We start from the raw sequence: 20,463 nt of genomic DNA, 5'->3' as shown, positions 1-20,463 counted from the left end.
TATTGTTAATCGATCACCTGTTTCGCTAACGAAATATGGGTATTAAAAAATTCAGAGTTTAATATAAGAGGGGAGGCTTTCAATATAATTACATCGAATATATTAGATGAAGTGTAAGGCATTATTGTAATTTATCTTAAGGAGAGAAAATAATTGAACCTAGGTAAGCCAATAGCTATTGGAAATACAGCAAAGATATATCTTTGTGATCATAAAATTGTAAAAGTGTTTAAAAAACACTTTCCAAATACAGAATCTTTATACGAGGCAAAGAAACAAGAATACGCTTATTCATGTGGACTTAACGTCCCTCAGGTATTTGAAGTTACAGAAATAAAGGGTAGGCAAGCAATTATAATGGAATATGTAAAAGGGCAAACAGTTGGTGAACTTTTGATAAATCATATGGAACGGGCGGAGCATTACATAAGTATTTGTGTCGATATACAACAAAAGATGCATGCTGTTGTTGTTAATTCGGATTTACTTGAACCGATGTCAGCAAAGCTACATCGCCAGATTGAATCAGTATACAATCTAGATGAGGAACTAAAGGATAAATTGTTAAGAAAATTGGATTCAATGGTAATTGAACCTAGGCTATGTCATGGAGATTTTCATCCATTTAATTTGATCATGAGTCATGATAACGTGAAAATTATTGATTGGGTAGATGCTAGCGCGGGAGATATTCGTGCAGATGTATACAGAACATATTTATTGTATGCGCAGTCTTCAGTCGAGTTAGCTGAAATGTATTTACGTATATATTGCAATAATACTGGCTTATCAAGGAATGAAGTTTTGGAGTGGGCTCCTATTATTGCTGGGGCTAGATTATCAGAAAATTCATCTTTAGAAAACATAGAACATCTAAAGGGGTTAGTAGACCGGTATTGTCATTAAGGAAAACGACAGAACCAGCATTTCTGTAATGATCAAACTTTTTTAAAGAATGAGATAGTAAGACCGTTCAAAATTATTGAACGGTTTTTATTTTATTTCATAATTTAAATATCTAATAATATAAGTATGATGCTAGAGGGTTATCTCGATATGATTTCCTTCCAGATCACTTATTATGCTCTCGTAATAGCCATCTCCAGTGAAACGTGGTCCATTTAATACAGGATATCCAGCTTCTTTTAATGTTTTGATTAGTTGATTCACATTTTCTTCACTACCAACAGAAAAAAACAAATGAGCATATCCAGTTATATCGGGATTAGGTTTATCTTCTATTCCTTTCTTCCGCATAATTTCAAGACGTGCTTCAGATTCAAAAGTAATAAAATAAGATTCAAAGTGTTTAGCTTTATTGTGATATAAAGGATTTGCCTCTCCATCAACTTAAGAATTTTATAACACACTTAAAACGAAAAAATGTACATCTTCAGATGAAAATGTACATTTTTTTGTTTTGGGATACTTACTTTTCTTATCTTGATTTTAATTGTAATCATCATTTTAATAATCGTTATCTAAGCTGAGCACTCTTCCATGTAGAAGATATTCTATGTGAAAGGTATTACGTTATTACTTGTACTGAGGTTCTTCTTGTTCAATTTGCTGAAGACGAGGATTTAAAGATTCAATAATCTCTTGAGTTTGTTGTGCTGCACCTTTATATAATTGTTTTGCTTGCTGGTTATCAGTATCAAGAACAAATCCTTCTAGGCATGCTTGAGCACTCTTTAATCCAGCGATAGTTTGTTTAAGTTTAGTGCTTACTGTCATGTAGTATTTCCTCCTTGTAAATGTGCTTCAAAATATAGAATGCCTATTTTGTTATTATAGTACGATTTCCAATTTTAGGGTTATGTGAATGAGAAATTTTACAGTTAATTATTTGAGGGAGGATTTTTTTAGCTAATAGCTACATGGAATACCGTTAAGTGGTGTTATGTTAACTTAACGTGAATAGAATATTCATAAGAAAAATCTACCATGTAAGAACGTAATTTATTTATATATTCTATGGTGAAGATTAGATTCATGGATGGGTATGGAATAGTTTTGTACCGATAACAAAAACTAACAGAAAGAAAACGATAAGATATAAAGGAGATTAAATATGTTGAAAAAGATAGGGAAAACTTTCCTGGTACTCCTCTTTGTATTTATCGGCGTATGTTTTGTTTTGCTTGTGTGGGATGAAATTGACAGAACAGCAGCTGAAAAAAGTGGGAGATTTGGCCAGCAGCCTAGCCAATACCCTATTCGTCAAAGTGATATTACTATGTATACAGACGGGAAACAGTTAAACAATCAATTATTCTCAGATATAAAGAAAGCAAAACATTACGTGCATATTAACTTTTTCTCTATTGCTGATGATAAAGTAAGTCATCAGTTTCTAGAGTTATTGAGGCAAAAAAGTCAGGAAGGTGTAGAAGTATACTATGCGTTGGACAGGCTAGGTGGAATTTTACTAAAGAAAAAGGAAAGAGAATTATTAGTTAAACAAGGAGTGCATTTTACATATTACAATAAGCCTGCTTTCCCTTATCTTTCTTCTTCTTTGGATCATCGGAATCATCGTCGTATTTCAGTTATTGATGGAAAGATAGGGTACATTGGCGGATTTAACATTGGCAAGAAGTATTTGGGGGAAAAAGAAAAACTTGGTTACTGGAGAGATTATCACCTTCAAATACGAGGAGAAGGCGTTCAAGATCTAGAAAACCAATTTGTGTTAGACTGGAAGAAAAACTCAGAGAAACCAATTCCGAAACACAGCCCGATAAAGGAAAAGGGAGCAACCTCGCATCGATTTACTGCATATTATAGCGGAGAAAAACTTGGACAAGATTATGCAATGCTGTTTCAACAAGCAAAAAAGTCCATCATTATATTAACGCCTTATTTTATACCAAAAGACAAAACGATTTGGAATGCATTAGTAGATGCAAGAAAGAGGGGAGTCCGTGTCAAAATTCTGTTCTCACCTCATTCGGATGCACTGTTAGTTAAAGAAGCAGCGTATCCATATATCCGAAAAGCATTAAAACAGAGGATGGAAGTATATGGTTATAAAAAGGGGGTGTTACACGGTAAAGTATTTTTGATTGATGAAAAAATATTGATGGTTGGGACCGTGAATTTTGATTCGCGCTCGTTTCATTTAAATGAAGAAATGAACTGTTATATCCATGACCCTGTCTATATTTCGAAAATAAAGCCAGTCATTCATGCAGATTTACAAAATTCAAAGCGAGTAACATCCTCTGACGTCAATCAATTATCGATAAAAGAAAAAATGAAAGAAAAGGTTGCAAAAATGTTTGCGTATTATTTGTAAAAACAAAGTATTTTTATATAAAGGAGTAGTAAACGGCATTTATTAGAATAAATTAAATTACTGACACATGGGTGAAGCTTAGTAACGCAATTAATCAAAATCAAAAAATTGTTAACCAATGCGAGCAGAATAGATGAATACACCGAGAAAACTTTATTTTAAAGGAACTGAAAAAATTGTGAATGAGAATGGATATGATTTGACTTTTGCAATCAGTAGCTTTAAGGAAGTTTCTCAGGCAGAATTCTTTAATCCATAGCTTTTAACAGGGTTGAAAAATCAAATAAGATAGATGTGCAATTTTGTACTATAGGGACTTAAACAATCGATGTAATAATTCAATGAGAGAAACTTGAAAAGGAGTTTGTTTCATGAATATTACATCTTTTTTGATTTACTGTTTTATTATTACGTTAACTTAACATTAGTCGTTATCTGTTCACAAAAACAGTTGGTGCTTTTGTGTCGCTAGACAGTTCTTAGGTGGTTTCTATTTACATGTATAGATTGGCTTATACTTTGCCAGATTAATCTGAGGTTTGTTGTTATTTCAAGTACTGAAGGAATGAAGGGGTATAACAATGATAAGATGCATCTAAGAGGTGCAATGATTGGTCCGCCTTTTCTCATAATTGTTAGTTTATTCATTGCAGGAATCTCTATAAATATTTAGTATGGGGAATATATTATATTTTACTTAGAGGAGAGAAAGATGGACATTGTTATTAGGAAACTAGAATTAGAAGATTTGAATGAATTTCCTGAAATTGATGATAGTTTTACGGTTGACTCTAAGCTAGTTCTTTCATTAGGAGCTATAAATCAACAAATAGAATACACAGTGCAAGAAATACCAAGCTATGAGAAAAATTATTCAGACGATATATATAAAGGGGATGAGATAGACTATAGTGAATATGTTAATAATCCAGATCAAATAATCTTTTTGGCGGTTATGAATCACCAAATAATTGGAATGATTATATTAAAGAGGAATTGGAATGGTTTTGCTTACGTGGAAGATATAACAGTAGATAAGCAGTTTAGACAGCTTGGAGTAGGTAGAAAATTAATTGAGCGAGCAAAGCAATGGGCGCAAGCTTGTGAAATGCCAGGAATTATGCTGGAGACACAATGCAATAACGTTAGAGCATGCAACTTTTATGAGAGTTGTGGATTTGTTATAGGGGGCTTTGATTTTCTTGTATATAAAGGGATAAATGAGCAAAGTGATGAAGTTGCAATATATTGGTATTTGAGATTTTAAGACAGTCCGATATAACCTATAGTACTTCACACGAACAAAGAGTGTCTTTAGAACTTTGCATGGCACTCTTTGCTCGTTATCATGCTAAAATAAAAAAATTCTAGAGGTACAAGGAATAGGTTTGTTCACCGTATGTGAGAATTTCATCATCGGTAAACCAAAGATTTGAATAGAATTTTTGACCCGAATCATTTTCAGGGTGCACAGTTAAGCGAATGCGATGGCAAGATGGATGAATGGTTTTTATATGGTTAATTAACACTTTCATTGCCGTGCCCTCAAATCCTTTTCTTTGATATCTTTTGTCGATAAAAAAATGAAATAGTCAAAAGTCCTTTTGACAATCCGGTTCGTAATGTAGTTTAAAGAAACCAACTATTTTCTCGTTATGATAAATTACAAAAGGTTCAATCATTCTATCATCTGGCTTAATATACGCTTTTGCAAGTGCAATAGCAACAGGTGGTGTAACTTCAGAAACGAATTTTTGTTGCTCAATATTTACAGAAAGGTTTAGAGCTTCTCGCCAGTTTGTAGAAGTTATTTTTTTCAGATTTACGTGCGACATGAGTCGTAACCTCCAGTTCAAATAGGGGATATGTGAAGTATTATTGAATGAGCGTATTTTGCCCGGCAGCAATTTTCCACGCTTCCTTTTCTTTGACCATCACATAAACAGCAAGACTGCCTTGCTCATTTTCTATTATTGTCCCGTCAGAGGTTGTTGGATATTGTCTAATATGTGTGATAGCTACGTCGAAACGTATGAAATTAATGCTTTCAATTGTATAACGAGCGTATGAATTACGAAGAGGTCCTGGTAAAAGAACTTTGTGCGTCTTATTGATTTGCTTCCAACCTGAAAGCCGCTTGCCAAGCACATTGACCCATGTGGCATTTAAGGTGAAGTGTCGATCTAATTCATTCGCATCATGTGTATTAAATGCAATTTCCATTTCGGTGATCATTTGTCGGATTGCATGTATTTCTTCTTGTTGCTGCTCTTTTGAATCATAACCTTTAGACATTTTTATGCCTCCTATGTTGGTTTGATATCTATAGATTACTAAAGTAAAGGTTTTATAACATCCAGCCATAGTAGTATTTTTTGAGGTGAAACTTATACGAAGGTATGATGGCAAGGCGGTGTATCGTATTCACTGTCTAATAAGAGGACTTAATTCAATGAGTATAGAATATTATAAGGCTATGAATAAAGAGGTGAAATATGTTATTTCAAAAAGGGGATGTATCGATTAGATATGTTATAGAAGAAGATGTGAATACAATTTCAAAATGGTTAACAAATCCTGAAGTTTTACAGTATTACGAAGGCAGAGATAATCCGCAATCTCCAGAAAAAGTACGTATGCATTTTATCCAAAATCCAAAGAGTGATGAAAAAAGGTGTCTAGTAGAATATGCTGGAGAACAAATTGGTTATGTGCAAATGTACCCGATAGAATCAGAATGGAACAAGTTATATGGATATAGAGAAAATCAGGATATATGGGGCATGGACCAATTTATTGGTGAACCAATATATTGGAATAGAGGAATTGGTACAGAACTCGTCCAAGCTACAATTACATATATCATCAACGAATTAGGGGCAGAAGCAATTGCAATGGATCCAAGAGTAAGTAACGAACGTGCCATTCGGTGTTATGAAAAATGTGGATTTCAGAAGGTGAAAAGATTAAAAGCACATGAGTTACACGAAGGGAAATTAGAAGATTGCTGGATGATGGAGTATAGAAAAAAAGGGAGCGATGTGTGATGAAGAAAGCTTTGGTAGTAATAGATGTTCAAGAAGGTATGTATACAGCAAATGGACCAGTACATAATGGACAGAAATTATTAGAAACCTTACAAGAATTAATTCAAAAATGTCGTTCAAATGAGATTCCTGTTATATATGTACAGCATAATGGGCCTAAAGGTCATCCTTTCGAAAAAGGAAAACCGGCCTGGAATATTCATTCTGACATTGCACCGAAAGATGGTGATACCATTATCGAAAAAGAAACACCAGATTCTTTCCATAAAACAAATCTTCGTAAAGTATTAGAAGATAAGGAAATCGAACATGTAATTATATCAGGAATGCAAACAGAATATTGTGTGGATACAACAACTCGCAGAGCTTTTAGTGAAGGATATAAAGTAACTTTGATTCGCGATGCACATAGTACATTTGACTCGGAGCAATTGAGCGCGGAAGAAATTGTTAAGCATCATAATGCAGTACTGGGTGCATTTGCTGATGTTGTGGATTTCAAAAATATAAAGATAGAAGTATAAAATCGAATTGAAAGGAAGTAGTGACAGCAGGTAGCGGAATGGTTCCGCAATCTGTTATGGAGCAATATTATCAAAAGAAAAGTTTATGAAAAAGAAGGATGTCATGATATAGATTGTGACATCCTTCTTTTCTTATTTTTTCTTATCTTTATCTAAGATGTTTTGTTCTTCAGCAAACTCAGTTCCATACGCGAATCGACCATTCATATTAATTCGCTCATTTTTATGTCTTTCATGCGTATGAGAGGCGCGATGCACAAATACTTCAGATAACGTAAAGAGAATAGCGGACAGAATACTACCCCATGCGATCTGCATATAATTGTCCAATAAAATATTACCGAAAATCCATACGCTTAAATATGTCAACAAAAAGTCGGCCATAATAGCGGCGGAATTGCCGATGTGCTCCAATAGAATCTTATCAACAAACATATAGGAAACGATTGTTACAAACAGGCTAAAGGAAATAACATCAACAATTGTTGCATCAAAAAACAAATCAAGTCCGATAGCAAAAGCAATGATACACGATATAAATTTGATAAGCACATTAGTAAAATTGCTCACAGTGCACACCTCCTGTTTTTACATAGTTTTGGTATAAAACAAGAAGTTCATACATTCCTTATGTATGTACATGAGTGTAAAAAAATTTTTTTCATGTTAAACATCTTGTCGAAATATTAAAAAAATAAACAAAAAATGTTATAGTAAAATGAGAGTATATGACATTTTTAGGTAAGGGGGGATCCAGATGTGGATTACTTCAGAAGTAGAAATTCCAGATGAACTATTTGATAATCTTGAGCAAGGAAGGCTTGTATTATTTGTCGGAGCAGGGGTTTCTATGAAAGGGAACTCAAACTTACCAAATTTCGATGATTTAGTTGATGAAATTGCGGAAACTTTATACGTTGAAAAGCGTGAAAAAAACGAACCGCATGATTATTATCTTGGAAAAGTTGCGAAGACGAAAGATGTACATCAAGTTGCACAAGATCTTGTTGATGTGAAAGATTCAAAGCCGAATCCATTACACTATGCCATTCCGCGGCTTTTTTCAGATGACATTGATGTTCGCATCGTCACTACAAATTTTGATCAACATTTTACAAGTGTAATTAGACAAATGAATCGAGATATTAATATATATTACGCACCTGCACTTCCAACAGGTAGAGCGTTCAAAGGTTTAGCATATATACATGGCAATATAGAGCAGGAGAAAGAAAATTTAATATTAACGGACGGTGATTTTGGAAGGGCTTACTTAACAGAGGGATGGGCAAGAAGATTTTTAGTTGATTTATTTTCGAATTATACGGTACTATTCATCGGATATAGCCATAATGATCCTGTTATGAAATATTTAGCAACAGGTTTACCACCGAGTACAAGACGTTATGCATTTGTTGCTCAAGGAGATAATACATATCATTGGGAGCATTTGGGAGTACGCCCCATTGTTTATCCAAATAAGGTGAACAATCATCAGGCACTTGTGCAAGCTGTGAGGCGCTGGGCTGAATTAATGGGGGATAACTATATTACAAAAAGAATGCGGATTCGTGATATTGTGACAGTTCCACCATCAGTTGAACAAGAGCAATTATCATATATAAAGCAATCAGTAAAAAAGATCGAAACACTCCGGTATTTTATAGAATTTGCTCGTGATTACGAGTGGGTAGAATGGTTAGAGGCAGAAGGGAAACTCCAAAATTTATTTTTACTTTCCACCATTCATAATGAAGAGGATGAATTGCTGGCCGATTGGCTTGTCGAACAATTTCTTTTTAGTCATCAAAAAGAATTATTTCAGCTTATTTATAAAAATCACTCAAAAATTTCTCCTTTGTTATGGCGAACCATTTGTACGTATTTAAACGAAACAAAAGAGCAGGTTGAACCGCTATTATTTGCAAAATGGACATTACTTTTACTAGAAACAGCAGAAAAAAATAGCAGTTCTATAGAACTTGTTTCACATTTGTTACATAGATGTTCTTTCCCTGAACATAAAGAAATTTTCATCTTATTGTTGGCGTTTATTTTGGATGGAAAGATTAAATTAAAACGTGTCAGAAGATGGGAACACGATATGCAGGATTCGATTGAATTAGAGGAAACAAGTCGTTTGCCAGTTCCTGTATTTTCATTTGTACAACAGATTTGGGATGAAAGAATGAAACCGCATATCGCATATTTTGCTGACCAAATTATGGTTATGGGATTAGAAAAAATCCAAATGTTATTTTTAAGACAGGCTGCATTAGAGAAAAAGGACGGTGTGACATATAATAGAGTCGAGTTTTCTGAACATGATTTACAGCCAAAAGATTTTACATTTTTAATTCGTATTGTAAAAGAATCCCTCGCATATTTATGTGCGAATCATAAGAGAAAGGCAAACTACTATATCGCTCAAATGATTGAAACAGATAGTATATTACAAAAACGAATTGCGGTAGAGGCAATGAGTGAAAATTCATTTGCAACTGACGATGAAAAAGTCAAATGGTTGCTAGAACAAAATTTACTTTTACATGTTACATATAGGCATGAAGTATTTAATTTTTTAAAGAAGCATTATTCCTGTGCTTCGGAACAAAGTAAACAAGAGGTGTTACAAAGGGTGATGAAACACCTTGTTAATGAGAGAGCTTTTGATGCTTGTCTTGTTATGGATTTACTATACACATGTGATCCGAATGGTAATTGTACAGTACAAGCATATAAAAAAATGAAACAAAAACATCCGCATTTTTCCCCAGAGAGTTATGGTGAAAAGCGAGTAGAGGATGCTGTACAAAGCATTACATGTAACGTAACTGCTGATGGGTTATTGCAATTGAAAGAGCATGAAATGATGAAACAAGTTAAGCTCTTTTCTCATGACGGTATTTTTGAACAGCGTCATTTTTTAGAAATGTTATCAAAAGCATGTAAATTGAATACAGAGTGGAGTATTTCGCTTGCTTATCAATTAGTAGGGGAAAGTATGGTAAGTAATGAAGTATGGTTTGTCTGTATTAGGGCATGGGGGAATAATCGAAAGCTTACTAATCAACAGATACAAAAAATTATTCCACTCTTACAACAATTTGTAAGGAATACATCTTTTCAATGGTTAATTAGTAGTTTTCTTTATGAAATCAGCAATCGATTAGAAGAATTTCAAGAGGATAGTATACGTGTTGTGAAACGTTTTGCCTTTTCTTTATTTCCCCAAGTAATGAAAAGTGATCCGAATTTCAAGATAGGGGAACATGACTTTTATAATGAGTCTATTCAACATCCTATTGGAAAGATGACGTCAGTATTATTAAAGCTGCTAGCATATGATCACTTATACGATCGGAACATTCACGAATACTTGTTTTTATTTGAAGAACAAATGCGAACGTTGTCACAGAGTACACATTTCATGCTTGCACGATTAACGGCAGACATAACATTTTTGTACCATATTGAGAAACAATGGTGTAGAAAAAATTTGCTACCTTATCTCGACTTAAAAAAACAAGATAGGGTAATAAAATATGCATGGTCAGGCCTTTGCTATACACAAATAAATTTACCGCTATTTACAGAGATAAAGCGATATATTAAATATGCAGTCGAACATTTATATGTATTACATCCACATACAAAGAAAGTATTTTTAAAGTGGCTCAGCTTTGTTTTTATTAAATGTGTATTATATTGGGATCAACGAGCCGATTGGTTATATCCACTTTTTATACAGGAAACGGAAAATGACAAAATTAAGTTTATGGAATACTTATGTTATTATGTGAAAACATTAAGCGTAAGAGAACAACAAAAATTTTGGGAGGCTTGGTTAGCTGGTTTTTTAATGGAACGTCCAAAAATGAGTTCTGTAACTGGTAGAGAATATGTCATGTTTTTACGTTTTGTATTATATATGGATGAAGTTGCAGAAAACGGAATACAAACAATTCTTACTCGTTTCTCTCCCATATCAGAACGTTACGACCAAGCGGAAATGAAACAACTATTTTTGGCTATTTTGGAAAAGAAAAATAACATGAAATATCATGTGGAAACCTATGGTGAATTATTTTTTTCGCTACTGCAAAACCTTCATGAGGCAAATTCTTTTGAAAATGAAATCATTGAGATTAAACAATTGTTAACAGATTACCAAGTGGAGAAACAATTATTAATATCTATTCAAAACGAAATGATTCGTATTGGACTTGTGATGACAAATTTACAAGATTGATAGTGGGGAAAGAGTGGGATTTTAAAAAAATAACTAAAAAAGTATTGACAGTATTTTAAAAAGCATTCTATAATACGAATCATACTTATTCAATTTCACAAACATTTGAATAAACAAAGTGCAATGAAGAGATCACAGTAGTGAAGATCTTACTGTAACAGAGAGCTGATGGTTGGTGTGAATCAGTACAGGGATACTCATGAATTACAGTCTTGGAGCATCTTTTTCGAGTAAAGATATATGTTCTTTATGAAGGAAAAGCGGTCAAATGATCGTTAACAGTGAAGAGAGGTAGATGAAAGTAGTCTACAACTAGGGTGGTACCGCGATAAATATCGTCCCTACTGATTGGATCAGTAGGGACTTTTTGTATTTTTGTGGTCCAACTTGAAAATTGAATATTACATGCAGTGAAAGGAAAAGAAGTAGTAGTTGTTTCCCTGTAACAGAGAGCTGGTGGTTGGTGTGAACCAGTACAAAAACAAGTGCGAATTACAGTCCTGGAGCATCTTTTTCGTAGTAAAGATGATAGTCTTTATGAAGGGAAAGACGGTCAAACGATCGTTAACAGTGAAGAGAGGTAGACGAAAGTAGTCTACAACTAGGGTGGTACCGCGATAAATATCGTCCCTACTGAGTAGATCAGTAGGGATTTTTTGTACACAAAAAAGGCGGAATCGATCTCACAATAAGTTTTTATAGAATTTTAATTCAGAAAATAGGGAATTTTTATTCTCTTCAAATAGTTTTAAACATTAAAAGGAGGATTTTAAAATGGCAAATCATGAGTTAGAACAATTACGTAAACAGGTGGATGAAATCAATTTACAATTATTACAACTGTTAAATAAACGTGGAGAAATCGTTCAAAAGATTGGAAAACAAAAACAAGTGCAAGGTACGAAACGTTTTGATCCAGTTCGTGAGCGTGAAGTACTGGATATGATTGCGGAACATAATGAAGGTCCATTCGAAACTTCAACAGTTCAACACATTTTCAAAACAATTTTCAAAGCAAGCTTAGAATTGCAGGAGGATGACAATCGTAAAGCGTTACTTGTTTCACGTAAAAAGAAAAAAGAAAATACAATTGTTGATGTAAAAGGTGAATTATTAGGAAATGGAAAGCAAACGTTCATTATGGGGCCTTGTGCTGTAGAAAGCTTAGAGCAAGTTCGCCAAGTAGGGCAAGCGATGAAAGAACAAGGATTAAAATTAATGCGCGGTGGTGCTTTCAAACCGAGAACATCACCATACGACTTCCAAGGATTAGGGATTGAAGGCTTACAAATTTTACGTCAAGTAGCTGATGAATTCGATTTAGCGATTATTAGTGAAATTTTAAATCCAAACGATGTAGAGATGGCTCTTGATTACGTTGATGTCATTCAAGTTGGAGCACGAAACATGCAAAACTTCGATTTACTAAGAGCTGTAGGTAAAGTAAATAAACCAGTGTTATTAAAACGTGGTTTAGCAGCAACAATTGACGAATTCATTCATGCAGCTGAATACATTATCGCGCAAGGGAATGATCAAATTATTCTATGTGAGCGTGGTATCCGCACATACGAAAGAGCGACGCGTAATACGTTAGATATTTCAGCAGTGCCAATTTTAAAGAAAGAAACACATTTACCAGTTGTCGTAGATGTAACACATTCTACAGGACGCAGAGATTTATTATTACCTACTGCAAAAGCGGCACTGGCAATTGGAGCAGACGCAGTAATGGCTGAGGTACATCCGGATCCAGCAGTTGCATTATCTGATTCTGCACAACAAATGGATATTCCAGAGTTCCATAAATTCATGGAAGAGTTAAAAGGATTCAAAAATAAATTATCTTAATTTCATATTGAATATGCGTTGAAAGGGAAACAGTAGTGCTTATCTCCCTGTTTATAGAGAGCTGATGGACGCTGAGAATCAGTACAAAGATAAGCATGAATTACAGCCCTAGAGCATCTTTTTCGTAGTAAAGATCATGGTCTTTACGAAGGGAAAGACGGTTTTATAGATCGTTAAAAATGATAAGAGGTAGACGAAGGTAGTCTACAATTAGGGTGGTACCGCGATAATAATCGTCCCTACTGATTGCTCAGTAGGGACTTTTTTGTACAAAAAAATAATAAAGGGGTAAGAGAAATGAGATACATTACAGCTGGAGAATCACATGGTCCACAGTTAACTGTTATTTTAGAAGGTGTACCTGCAGGGTTATCGTTACAAGCAGAACATATTAATAAGGAATTATTAAGAAGACAAAAAGGCCATGGTCGCGGGAGACGCATGCAAATTGAAACAGATACAGTAGAGATTGTAAGTGGTGTACGCCACGGAGTGACACTTGGTTCCCCAATTACATTAATCGTAAAAAATGATGACTTCAAACATTGGACGAAAGTAATGGGAGCTGAACCGATTTCTGAGCAAGAAAGTAAAGAAATGAAACGCACGATTACAAAACCACGTCCGGGACATGCAGATTTAAACGGTGCAATTAAGTATGGGCACCGTGATATACGAAATGTTCTAGAGCGCTCTTCTGCAAGGGAAACAACCGTAAGAGTAGCAGCTGGTGCAGTTGCAAAGCAAGTTTTAAAAGAATTAGATGTACAGATCGCTGGGCATGTTCTTGAAATTGGCGGTGTCAAAGCAAGTCATGTAGGGCAGTTATCAATAGAAGAAATTCAAACAATCACAGAAAATTCGTCTGTTCGTTGTTTAGATAAAGAGGTAGAACAAACAATGATGGATGCGATTGATACTGCGAAAGCAAACGGTGATTCAATTGGCGGAATTGTAGAAGTCATTGCGGAAGGAATGCCAATTGGCGTTGGAAGTTACGTCCATTACGATCGAAAATTAGATGCAAAGCTTGCAGGAGCAATTATGAGTATTAATGCTTTTAAAGGTGCTGAAATCGGGATTGGATTTGAGGCGGCAAGGCAGCCAGGAAGTTCTGTACATGATGAAATTCTATGGGACGAAGAAAGAGGATATACGAGAAAAACGAATCATGCAGGTGGATTAGAAGGTGGTATGACTACAGGAATGCCAATTGTAGTAAGAGGTGTAATGAAGCCGATTCCTACATTATATAAACCACTGGCGAGTGTAGATATTGATACGAAAGAAGCATTCCAAGCAAGTATTGAACGATCTGACAGCTGTGCAGTACCAGCTGCAAGTGTTGTTGCAGAGGCTGTTGTTGCATGGGAACTTGCGGATGCATTAGTTGAACAATTCGGAAAAGATCGCATGGAATTAATCAAGCAAAATATAACGCAGCATAACAAATATGCAAAAGAATTTTAAAAAGGATGGATTACAAATGAAGATGAAAGAGCAATTATCATCATTACAGCCATATAAGCCAGGCAAATCAGCGGAGCAAATGAAAGAAGTATATGGGGATCATTCATTTGTAAAATTAGCATCAAATGAAAATCCATTTGGTTGTTCACCACGTGTTAAAGAAGAATTACAAAAAACATGGCATGACCATGCTTTATATCCTGATGGAGGGGCATTAGAGCTTCGTCAAACAATCGCAGAAAAACTGCAAGTTCAAAAGGAACAAATTTTATGCGGAAGTGGACTTGATGAAGTTATTCAAATTATAAGTCGTGCGGTACTTTGTAAGGGAGATAATGTAGTAACAGCAGGAGAAACTTTTCCGCAATATCGTCATCATGCAGTGATTGAAGGTTGTGAAGTAAGAGAAGTTCCATTAAAGAAAGGGATTTATGACTTAGAGGAAATTGTTTTAACTGTAGATGAAAAGACAAAAATAATTTGGATTTGTAATCCAAATAATCCAACGGGCACATATATTGATGACCGAAAATTAAATAAATTTATAAATAGTGTACATGATGATGCGCTAATTGTAATTGATGAAGCGTACTATGAGTATGTAACAGCGAAAGATTTTCCAGAAACAATACCATTATTGAAAAAACATAAAAACCTTCTTGTATTACGAACATTTTCCAAAGCATATGGTTTAGCATCATTTCGCATAGGGTATGCAATTGGACAGGCAGAATTGATTGAGAAATTAAATGTTGTTCGTTTGCCATTTAATGTTTCTTTATTTGCGCAAAGAGCGGCAACAATCGCTTGTAATGATGATGGATTTATAAAGGAGATCGCTCGTGTAAATCGAGAAGGATTAGAGCGATATGAGAGTTTTTGTACCGAGAATGGGATTCCGTTTTATCCATCTCAAACAAACTTTATCTTTTTACCAGTAGACGATGCAGAGGAAATCTATGAACGATGTGCACACGCAGGTTTTATTATTCGTCCGTTTTCAAATGGTGTCCGGATTACGATTGGAACGAGTGAACAGAATGAAGGAGTGATTTCAGTGTTAAAACAGCACTTTATAAATAGAAAGAATAAGTTTAGAGATGAGGCAAATGTGTAAAAAAGTTGTATTAATTGGGACAGGTTTAATAGGTGGTTCGCTTGCATTAGCAATAAAGAGGGAACATGAAGTGATGATTACAGGTTATGATATTCATAGTGAACAAATGGAGCGCGCGAAAGAATTTCATGTAATTGATAAAGTTGCAGGAGATTTACAGGCTGCTTGTGAAGAGGCAAATTTAATTATTTTTGCTTCTCCAGTTGAAGAAACAATAAAGTTATTACGTCAGCTTGCATTATATGATTTACGTGAAGATGTAATTGTTACAGATGTAGGTAGTACAAAGGGCAAGATTATGAATGAAGCTGAAGATCTATTACCTGCAGGAGTGGCTTTTATTGGGGGACATCCGATGGCAGGTTCGCATAAAACGGGTGTTGAAAGTGCAAAGGCTCACTTGTTTGAAAATGCATTTTATATTTTAACACCAAGGAGTCATGTGTCAGATCATCGAGTAGAAGAATTAAAAGATTGGTTAAAAGGAACAAGATCTCATTTTCTTGTATTAAATACAGAAGAGCATGATTATGTAACCGGAATTGTGAGTCATTTTCCACATCTAATTGCGGCGGGGTTGGTGAAACAAGTTGAAAAACATGGAGGGGACAATCCACTTATCCATCAACTTGCGGCAGGTGGGTTTAAGGATATTACACGTATTGCCTCGAGCAGTCCGAAAATGTGGAGTGATATCGTAAAACAGAATCAAAGTCATTTATTACAATTACTAGAAGAGTGGATTAGTGAGATGAAAGAGCTGTACAAGACGGTTTCTGTAGGTGATTCTGTTGAATTACAAAACTACTTTGAAAATGCGAAACAGTACCGTGATTCTTTACCCGTTCGAAAAAGCGGAGCGATTCCAGCTTTCCATGACTTATATGTTGATGTTTTAGATAAAGTAGGGGCATTAGCTCATATTACGAGTATTTTAGCTTATGAAGAAATTAGTATTACAAATCTGCAAATTATAGAAGCGCGAGAAGGATTACTTGGTGTGCTTCGTATTAGTTTCCAAAGAGAAGAAGATCGCTTAAAAGCGACGATAGTACTTCAGAAAGAACAGTACCAAACGTATGAAACAATATGATAGGGAGAGGGTGACACTGTGAAAGAAGTAATGATACAAACTGTCAAAAGTGGATTAAGAGGGACAATTACAATTCCTGGTGATAAATCTATCTCACACCGTGCGGTTATGTTCGGAGCAATTGCACAAGGGAAAACAACAATTAAGGGTTTTTTACCTGGTGAAGATTGTTTAAGTACAATTTCTTGTTTTAGAGAAATGGGAGTAGAAATTTCGCAAAATGGTGATGAAGTAGTTGTAATTGGAAAAGGAATAGAAGGATTACAAGAACCGAAAAATGTTTTAGATGTTGGTAATTCAGGTACAACGATACGGTTAATGTCTGGAATACTTGCAAATACGCCTTTCCACTCCTGTATTCAAGGGGATTCATCAATTGGAAAAAGGCCAATGAAACGCGTAACGAATCCGCTTAGGCTTATGGGAGCAAAAATTGGCGGTAGAGAAGAAGGAACATTTACCCCACTTACAATAAGGGGTGGAAATTTAAAAGCAATTGACTACACTTCACCTGTAGCAAGCGCGCAAGTGAAATCAGCCATTCTACTCGCGGGGCTGACGGCTGAAGGTGTAACAACTGTTACAGAACCTCATATTTCACGAGACCATACGGAAAAAATGCTTGAAGCGTTTGGTGTTACAGTAATTCGTGAGGACAAAACTGTAAAAATTGCGGGTGGGCAACATTTAATCGGGACGGATATCCAAGTTCCAGGTGATGTCTCTTCAGCAGCATTTTTCTTAGTTGCGGGTGCGATTGTTCCAAATAGTAAACTTGTATTAAAAAATGTTGGAATGAATCCAACTCGTACAGGGATTATTGATGTTCTTACGAAAATGGGTGCTAATTTAGAAATACATCCTATTCATAATTCTGCGTCAGAACCTGCTGCGAATATTACAATTGAAACATCATCACTTCAAGGGATTGAAATCGGTGGAGATATTATCCCAAGACTTATTGATGAAATTCCAATCATTGCGCTGGCGGCAACACAAGCAGAAGGGAATACAGTTATTAAGGATGCACATGAATTGAAAGTAAAAGAAACAAACCGAATAGATACAGTTGTAGCTGAATTAACTAAATTAGGAGCACATATTGAAGCGACGGATGATGGAATGATTATTTACGGTAAGTCCTCGTTAAAGGGGAATAAAGTAAATAGTCATAGTGATCACCGAATCGGTATGATGCTTGGGATTGCGGGCGCTATAGCAGATGGTAACACAATACTAGAAGATGCAGAAGCTGTTGGAGTTTCGTATCCTACATTCTTTAAAGAACTAAACAAACTACAAACTGAATTGGAAAAGTCATAAAATAAACGTCTATAACATTAGTGAAACATTTGTTATAGACGTTTTAGATTAGGTTGCTGGAGAGGGAAATCTAGCTCCTTCAAAACGTGAAATGCTATTAAATATATTAATTGTACCAGCTACGTTAGAGAGAAAAAATACCTCAACAATATCCTCGCATTTTAATTGAGCAATGGTAGAAACGGATATAATATTTTTAATTTGGATATTTGCTCCAAAGAAATCATTATCAGCAGCTATTTCATGACCATTTACTTGAATGTTTATTCTTCCTCTGTAAGATGAATTACAATTATTAGGTGAAAAAAGAAGGCTGGCAATCAATGAGTATACACCCCTTGTGTTAGGGATGAACATGGAGGCAGCTGAATTGAATTCATTAGCCAAATCAAATTGAATGTTAGGATATAAAACTTTAACAGTAGTATTAGCAGGTATTTGTTGAAGTGAAGATATGTTGACTGCTCTAAATGCTGATGGCCTTGTAGATTCACAACTCTCTCCTCTAAGGTCGCCATTTGTTCTTTGAGAAAGGGAATCTCGATTTCCATTCAATCTATTTAATTTGTCATAATAAGAACTCATAATTATTTATTCTTCCCTTCTTTATTTATTAGTTAAGAATAGAGGAGTAATTAGATAATGTATGCATCTGGGTATTCAAATTATCTAAACGAACGATTTGTAAGATCGAACAAGGGCACTATTTGCTTTGCATATTTTATCTTGCATGAACTGCCCGTAAAAGTCTAATCGGTGGAGCTAATAATCCGTAGGGATGAGGAAAAATCCCACTGACTAAAGTTTCACTTTATATGATATACAAAGGACGTGCTGAAAGTGATTAGTACAAAGAACCTTTTGTTTTATGGAAAATCTTTATCTCATATTAACGAGCAGTAACACTCCTACCTCAAAATTCAGCGAAAGTATTGTCCAGCTCTAGCGGCTAGAATCTTCGGCCATTTCGCCCCCTTGGACGAGGCAAAAAGCGCCTCTCTGTTCGGGTGTTTGGGCGTCCTGCGATTCTGTGCGAGCCGCTTCCGCTTTCCTTTAAGAAGTTAGGTGGGAGATAAACTGCCCGTAAAAGCCCGATTGGTGAGGGCTAATAATCAGTGGGGGATGAAGAAAACCCCACTGATTAAAGTTTCACTTTATGTGGAAGATGTTTTTTGTTACACCAATATATATAACGATTTTAGAAAGGGCGATGTATATTTCATCGCCCTTTCTCATTTTTGCATAGGATTTTATCCGCATGAGTACGAATGTATTAAGGGAATAGGAGGAGAAAAGTCATGAAAGTAGTTGAATTAGCAGGGCAACAATATAGAGAAGCAATTACATTATCCGAATATGCTTTCCAATATAAAGTACCAGAAGATCAGATTGAAAAGCGTCTAACATTAATGAAAAAGCACCATCAATTGTTTGGGATATTAGAAGGAGATCAACTCGCAGCAAAACTGCATCTTCTTCCGTTAGAAATAAATATTGGTGATGAGGTATTTAAAATGGGTGGAATTGCAGGGGTGGCAACATACCCAGAGTATAGACGTAGTGGATATGTAAAAGAACTATTGAAACATGTACTGCAAAAAATGAAACAAGACGGATTTAGTGTATCAATGTTACATCCATTCGCAGTTTCATTTTACAGAAAGTTTGGATGGGAACTATTTGCCAATCGTTTCGTATGTTCAATGACGAAGAGTGATTTAGTGATGCAAAAGCATGTGAAAGGGAATGTGAGACGTTTTAATAAAGATTCACATCCAAAAGAAATAGAAGCAGTATATGAGCAATTTGCGAGGCGATTCGCTGGTATGCTAGTTAGAAGTACAGATTGGTGGGGGCAAGCAGTTTATCATGACAAGGCGGCAGCAGTCTATTACAATGAAGAAAATGAAGCTACTGGTTACATACTGTACAAAATAAATGATTCAAAAATGACAGTAGAAGAATTTGTACCGCTAAATAATGAAGCTAGAAGGGGACTTTGGAATTTTATTTGCCAACATGATTCTATGATAAGAGAACTTAAGATGATACTAAGTGAAACAGAGCCATTACTTTATACTCTACAAGAGCCTCGAATTAAGGCTGAAATTACTCCTTATTTTATGGTTCGAATTGTAGACGTGGAGCAGTTTTTAAATCAATATTCATTTGTTTGGAGTAATCAACAAAACGAAGTGATTTTGCATATTTCAGATTCATTTGCCCCATGGAATAATGTGACGGTTAAATTACAAAGTAAAGAAGTAGTAATTATTAGTAAAGAAGAAACAGAAAAATGGAACAGTGGAGGAATTCATTTAAATATAAATGATTTATCAGCAATGTTATTCGGATATAAACGTCCGCTAGAGTTATACGAAATTGGCTCTGTTTCAGGAACTGAGGAAGAAGTGAAAGAGTTAGAACATTTGATTCCATTACATAAGCCGTTTATTTATGATTTCTTTTAAGTGATTTCATTTTT

The 20,463-nt window shown here is 35.1% G+C and carries 18 protein-coding genes, 2 pseudogenes and 3 other annotated features; of the genes and pseudogenes, 13 read left to right on the top strand and 7 right to left on the bottom strand.

All coding sequences use genetic code 11. The annotated features are described in order from the left end of the window. The first annotated feature begins 153 nt into the window (after nt 1–153). On the top strand, nt 154–906 hold the full coding sequence (locus tag M014_RS0107200) for an aminoglycoside phosphotransferase family protein (protein ID WP_026591117.1): 753 nt from the start codon (nt 154–156) through the stop codon (nt 904–906). Nucleotides 907–1,038: 132 nt separating this feature from the next. On the opposite strand, the pseudogene M014_RS26565 reads toward M014_RS0107200, so the two are convergent. Then, nucleotides 1,039–1,347: pseudogene (locus tag M014_RS26565) on the bottom strand (VOC family protein); the annotation flags it as partial. A 189-nt stretch (nt 1,348–1,536) separates the two neighbouring features. Continuing rightward, nucleotides 1,537–1,737, bottom strand: coding sequence for a DUF1657 domain-containing protein (locus M014_RS0107190; RefSeq protein WP_003198197.1), 201 nt, complete (start codon nt 1,735–1,737; stop codon nt 1,537–1,539). A gap of 337 nt (nt 1,738–2,074) precedes the next feature. Here M014_RS0107190 and M014_RS0107185 point away from each other — a divergent pair, with 337 nt between their 5' ends. The 3 genes and pseudogenes from M014_RS0107185 to M014_RS0107180 all read left to right on the top strand — a co-directional run bounded on the left by M014_RS0107185 (nt 2,075) and on the right by M014_RS0107180 (nt 4,568). Continuing rightward, nucleotides 2,075–3,301 (top strand): phospholipase D-like domain-containing protein, encoded by a 1,227-nt coding sequence (locus M014_RS0107185; RefSeq protein WP_026591116.1) that lies wholly within the window; start codon nt 2,075–2,077, stop codon nt 3,299–3,301. Nucleotides 3,302–3,803: 502 nt separating this feature from the next. After that, nucleotides 3,804–3,974 (top strand): annotated as a pseudogene (locus tag M014_RS29990) (nitroreductase); the annotation flags it as partial. Between the two features lie 39 nt (nt 3,975–4,013). After that, entirely contained in the window at nt 4,014–4,568 is a 555-nt protein-coding gene (locus M014_RS0107180) for a GNAT family N-acetyltransferase (protein ID WP_026591115.1), read from the top strand. 100 nt (nt 4,569–4,668) lie between these two features. On the opposite strand, the gene M014_RS30440 is transcribed toward M014_RS0107180, so the two are convergent. The 3 genes from M014_RS30440 to M014_RS0107170 are packed head-to-tail and all read right to left on the bottom strand — an operon-like array spanning nt 4,669 to nt 5,596. After that, entirely contained in the window at nt 4,669–4,878 is a 210-nt protein-coding gene (locus M014_RS30440; RefSeq protein WP_331280089.1) for a hypothetical protein, read from the bottom strand. A 15-nt stretch (nt 4,879–4,893) separates the two neighbouring features. Further along, nucleotides 4,894–5,136 (bottom strand): GCN5 family acetyltransferase, encoded by a 243-nt coding sequence (locus M014_RS29985; RefSeq protein ID WP_231503913.1) that lies wholly within the window; start codon nt 5,134–5,136, stop codon nt 4,894–4,896. Nucleotides 5,137–5,176: 40 nt separating this feature from the next. Further along, nucleotides 5,177–5,596: an SgcJ/EcaC family oxidoreductase gene (locus M014_RS0107170; RefSeq protein WP_026591114.1), complete on the bottom strand. Its 420-nt coding sequence runs from the start codon at nt 5,594–5,596 to the stop codon at nt 5,177–5,179. Between the two features lie 200 nt (nt 5,597–5,796). Between M014_RS0107170 and M014_RS0107165 the strand changes: the two genes are divergently transcribed. Both M014_RS0107165 and M014_RS0107160 read left to right on the top strand, forming a co-directional pair. Next, nucleotides 5,797–6,348: a GNAT family N-acetyltransferase gene (locus tag M014_RS0107165; RefSeq protein ID WP_026591113.1), complete on the top strand. Its 552-nt coding sequence runs from the start codon at nt 5,797–5,799 to the stop codon at nt 6,346–6,348. Continuing rightward, complete coding sequence (locus tag M014_RS0107160) at nt 6,348–6,872, top strand: cysteine hydrolase family protein (RefSeq protein ID WP_026591112.1); 525 nt, start codon at nt 6,348–6,350, stop codon at nt 6,870–6,872. The genes M014_RS0107165 and M014_RS0107160 overlap by 1 nt, the downstream gene beginning before the upstream one ends. Before the next feature lie 132 nt (nt 6,873–7,004). On the opposite strand, the gene M014_RS0107155 is transcribed toward M014_RS0107160, so the two are convergent. After that, on the bottom strand, nt 7,005–7,442 hold the full coding sequence (locus M014_RS0107155; RefSeq protein ID WP_026591111.1) for a YndM family protein: 438 nt from the start codon (nt 7,440–7,442) through the stop codon (nt 7,005–7,007). A 187-nt stretch (nt 7,443–7,629) separates the two neighbouring features. On the opposite strand from M014_RS0107155, the gene M014_RS0107150 reads away from it, so the two are divergent. From M014_RS0107150 to aroA, 6 genes are all read left to right on the top strand, one after another. Continuing rightward, nucleotides 7,630–11,124, top strand: coding sequence for a DUF4020 domain-containing protein (locus M014_RS0107150; protein WP_026591110.1), 3,495 nt, complete (start codon nt 7,630–7,632; stop codon nt 11,122–11,124). 114 nt (nt 11,125–11,238) lie between these two features. Beyond that, nucleotides 11,239–11,470, top strand: a binding site (T-box leader). Between the two features lie 55 nt (nt 11,471–11,525). Further along, nucleotides 11,526–11,759: a binding site (T-box leader), on the top strand. A gap of 139 nt (nt 11,760–11,898) precedes the next feature. Further along, a complete protein-coding gene (locus M014_RS0107145) occupies nt 11,899–12,975 on the top strand; it encodes a bifunctional 3-deoxy-7-phosphoheptulonate synthase/chorismate mutase (RefSeq protein ID WP_026591109.1) in 1,077 nt (358 codons plus the stop codon). 9 nt (nt 12,976–12,984) lie between these two features. Continuing rightward, nucleotides 12,985–13,219: a binding site (T-box leader), on the top strand. A gap of 53 nt (nt 13,220–13,272) precedes the next feature. Next, the gene (aroC, locus tag M014_RS0107140; RefSeq protein ID WP_026591108.1) at nt 13,273–14,445 is read left to right on the top strand and encodes a chorismate synthase; all 1,173 of its coding nucleotides are present in this window, start codon (nt 13,273–13,275) and stop codon (nt 14,443–14,445) included. A gap of 16 nt (nt 14,446–14,461) precedes the next feature. After that, a complete protein-coding gene (hisC, locus tag M014_RS0107135; RefSeq protein ID WP_026591107.1) occupies nt 14,462–15,562 on the top strand; it encodes a histidinol-phosphate transaminase in 1,101 nt (366 codons plus the stop codon). Beyond that, the gene (gene tyrA / locus M014_RS0107130; RefSeq protein WP_026591106.1) at nt 15,555–16,655 is read left to right on the top strand and encodes a prephenate dehydrogenase; all 1,101 of its coding nucleotides are present in this window, start codon (nt 15,555–15,557) and stop codon (nt 16,653–16,655) included. Before hisC ends, tyrA begins: the two co-directional genes overlap by 8 nt. 18 nt (nt 16,656–16,673) lie before the next feature. Further along, nucleotides 16,674–17,978, top strand: coding sequence for a 3-phosphoshikimate 1-carboxyvinyltransferase (aroA, locus tag M014_RS0107125; RefSeq protein ID WP_026591105.1), 1,305 nt, complete (start codon nt 16,674–16,676; stop codon nt 17,976–17,978). Nucleotides 17,979–18,026: 48 nt separating this feature from the next. On the opposite strand, the gene M014_RS0107120 is transcribed toward aroA, so the two are convergent. Further along, nucleotides 18,027–18,563, bottom strand: coding sequence for a hypothetical protein (locus M014_RS0107120; protein ID WP_026591104.1), 537 nt, complete (start codon nt 18,561–18,563; stop codon nt 18,027–18,029). Nucleotides 18,564–19,276: 713 nt separating this feature from the next. Between M014_RS0107120 and M014_RS0107110 the strand changes: the two genes are divergently transcribed. Then, nucleotides 19,277–20,449, top strand: coding sequence for a GNAT family N-acetyltransferase (locus tag M014_RS0107110; RefSeq protein ID WP_026591103.1), 1,173 nt, complete (start codon nt 19,277–19,279; stop codon nt 20,447–20,449). Nucleotides 20,450–20,463 lie beyond the last annotated feature (14 nt).

It is taken from the genome of Bacillus sp. UNC437CL72CviS29 (genome assembly GCF_000482345.1).
GTDB classification, from domain to species: Bacteria; Bacillota; Bacilli; order Bacillales; family Bacillaceae_G; genus Bacillus_A; species Bacillus_A arachidis.
This window is presented reverse-complemented; position numbering and strand designations above follow the sequence as displayed.

Excerpts from the sequence above, each read along its gene's own strand:
- M014_RS0107190 (WP_003198197.1), bottom strand. The coding sequence starts at position 1,737 with ATGACAGTAAGCACTAAACTTAAACAAACTATCGCTGGATTAAAGAGT.
- M014_RS0107185 (WP_026591116.1), top strand. The coding sequence starts at position 2,075 with ATGTTGAAAAAGATAGGGAAAACTTTCCTGGTACTCCTCTTTGTATTT.
- M014_RS0107180 (WP_026591115.1), top strand. The coding sequence starts at position 4,014 with ATGGACATTGTTATTAGGAAACTAGAATTAGAAGATTTGAATGAATTT.
- M014_RS29985 (WP_231503913.1), bottom strand. The coding sequence starts at position 5,136 with ATGTCGCACGTAAATCTGAAAAAAATAACTTCTACAAACTGGCGAGAA.
- M014_RS0107170 (WP_026591114.1), bottom strand. The coding sequence starts at position 5,596 with ATGTCTAAAGGTTATGATTCAAAAGAGCAGCAACAAGAAGAAATACAT.
- M014_RS0107165 (WP_026591113.1), top strand. The coding sequence starts at position 5,797 with ATGTTATTTCAAAAAGGGGATGTATCGATTAGATATGTTATAGAAGAA.
- M014_RS0107160 (WP_026591112.1), top strand. The coding sequence starts at position 6,348 with ATGAAGAAAGCTTTGGTAGTAATAGATGTTCAAGAAGGTATGTATACA.
- M014_RS0107150 (WP_026591110.1), top strand. The coding sequence starts at position 7,630 with ATGTGGATTACTTCAGAAGTAGAAATTCCAGATGAACTATTTGATAAT.
- M014_RS0107145 (WP_026591109.1), top strand. The coding sequence starts at position 11,899 with ATGGCAAATCATGAGTTAGAACAATTACGTAAACAGGTGGATGAAATC.
- aroC (WP_026591108.1), top strand. The coding sequence starts at position 13,273 with ATGAGATACATTACAGCTGGAGAATCACATGGTCCACAGTTAACTGTT.
- hisC (WP_026591107.1), top strand. The coding sequence starts at position 14,462 with ATGAAGATGAAAGAGCAATTATCATCATTACAGCCATATAAGCCAGGC.
- tyrA (WP_026591106.1), top strand. The coding sequence starts at position 15,555 with ATGTGTAAAAAAGTTGTATTAATTGGGACAGGTTTAATAGGTGGTTCG.
- M014_RS0107120 (WP_026591104.1), bottom strand. The coding sequence starts at position 18,563 with ATGAGTTCTTATTATGACAAATTAAATAGATTGAATGGAAATCGAGAT.
- M014_RS0107110 (WP_026591103.1), top strand. The coding sequence starts at position 19,277 with ATGAAAGTAGTTGAATTAGCAGGGCAACAATATAGAGAAGCAATTACA.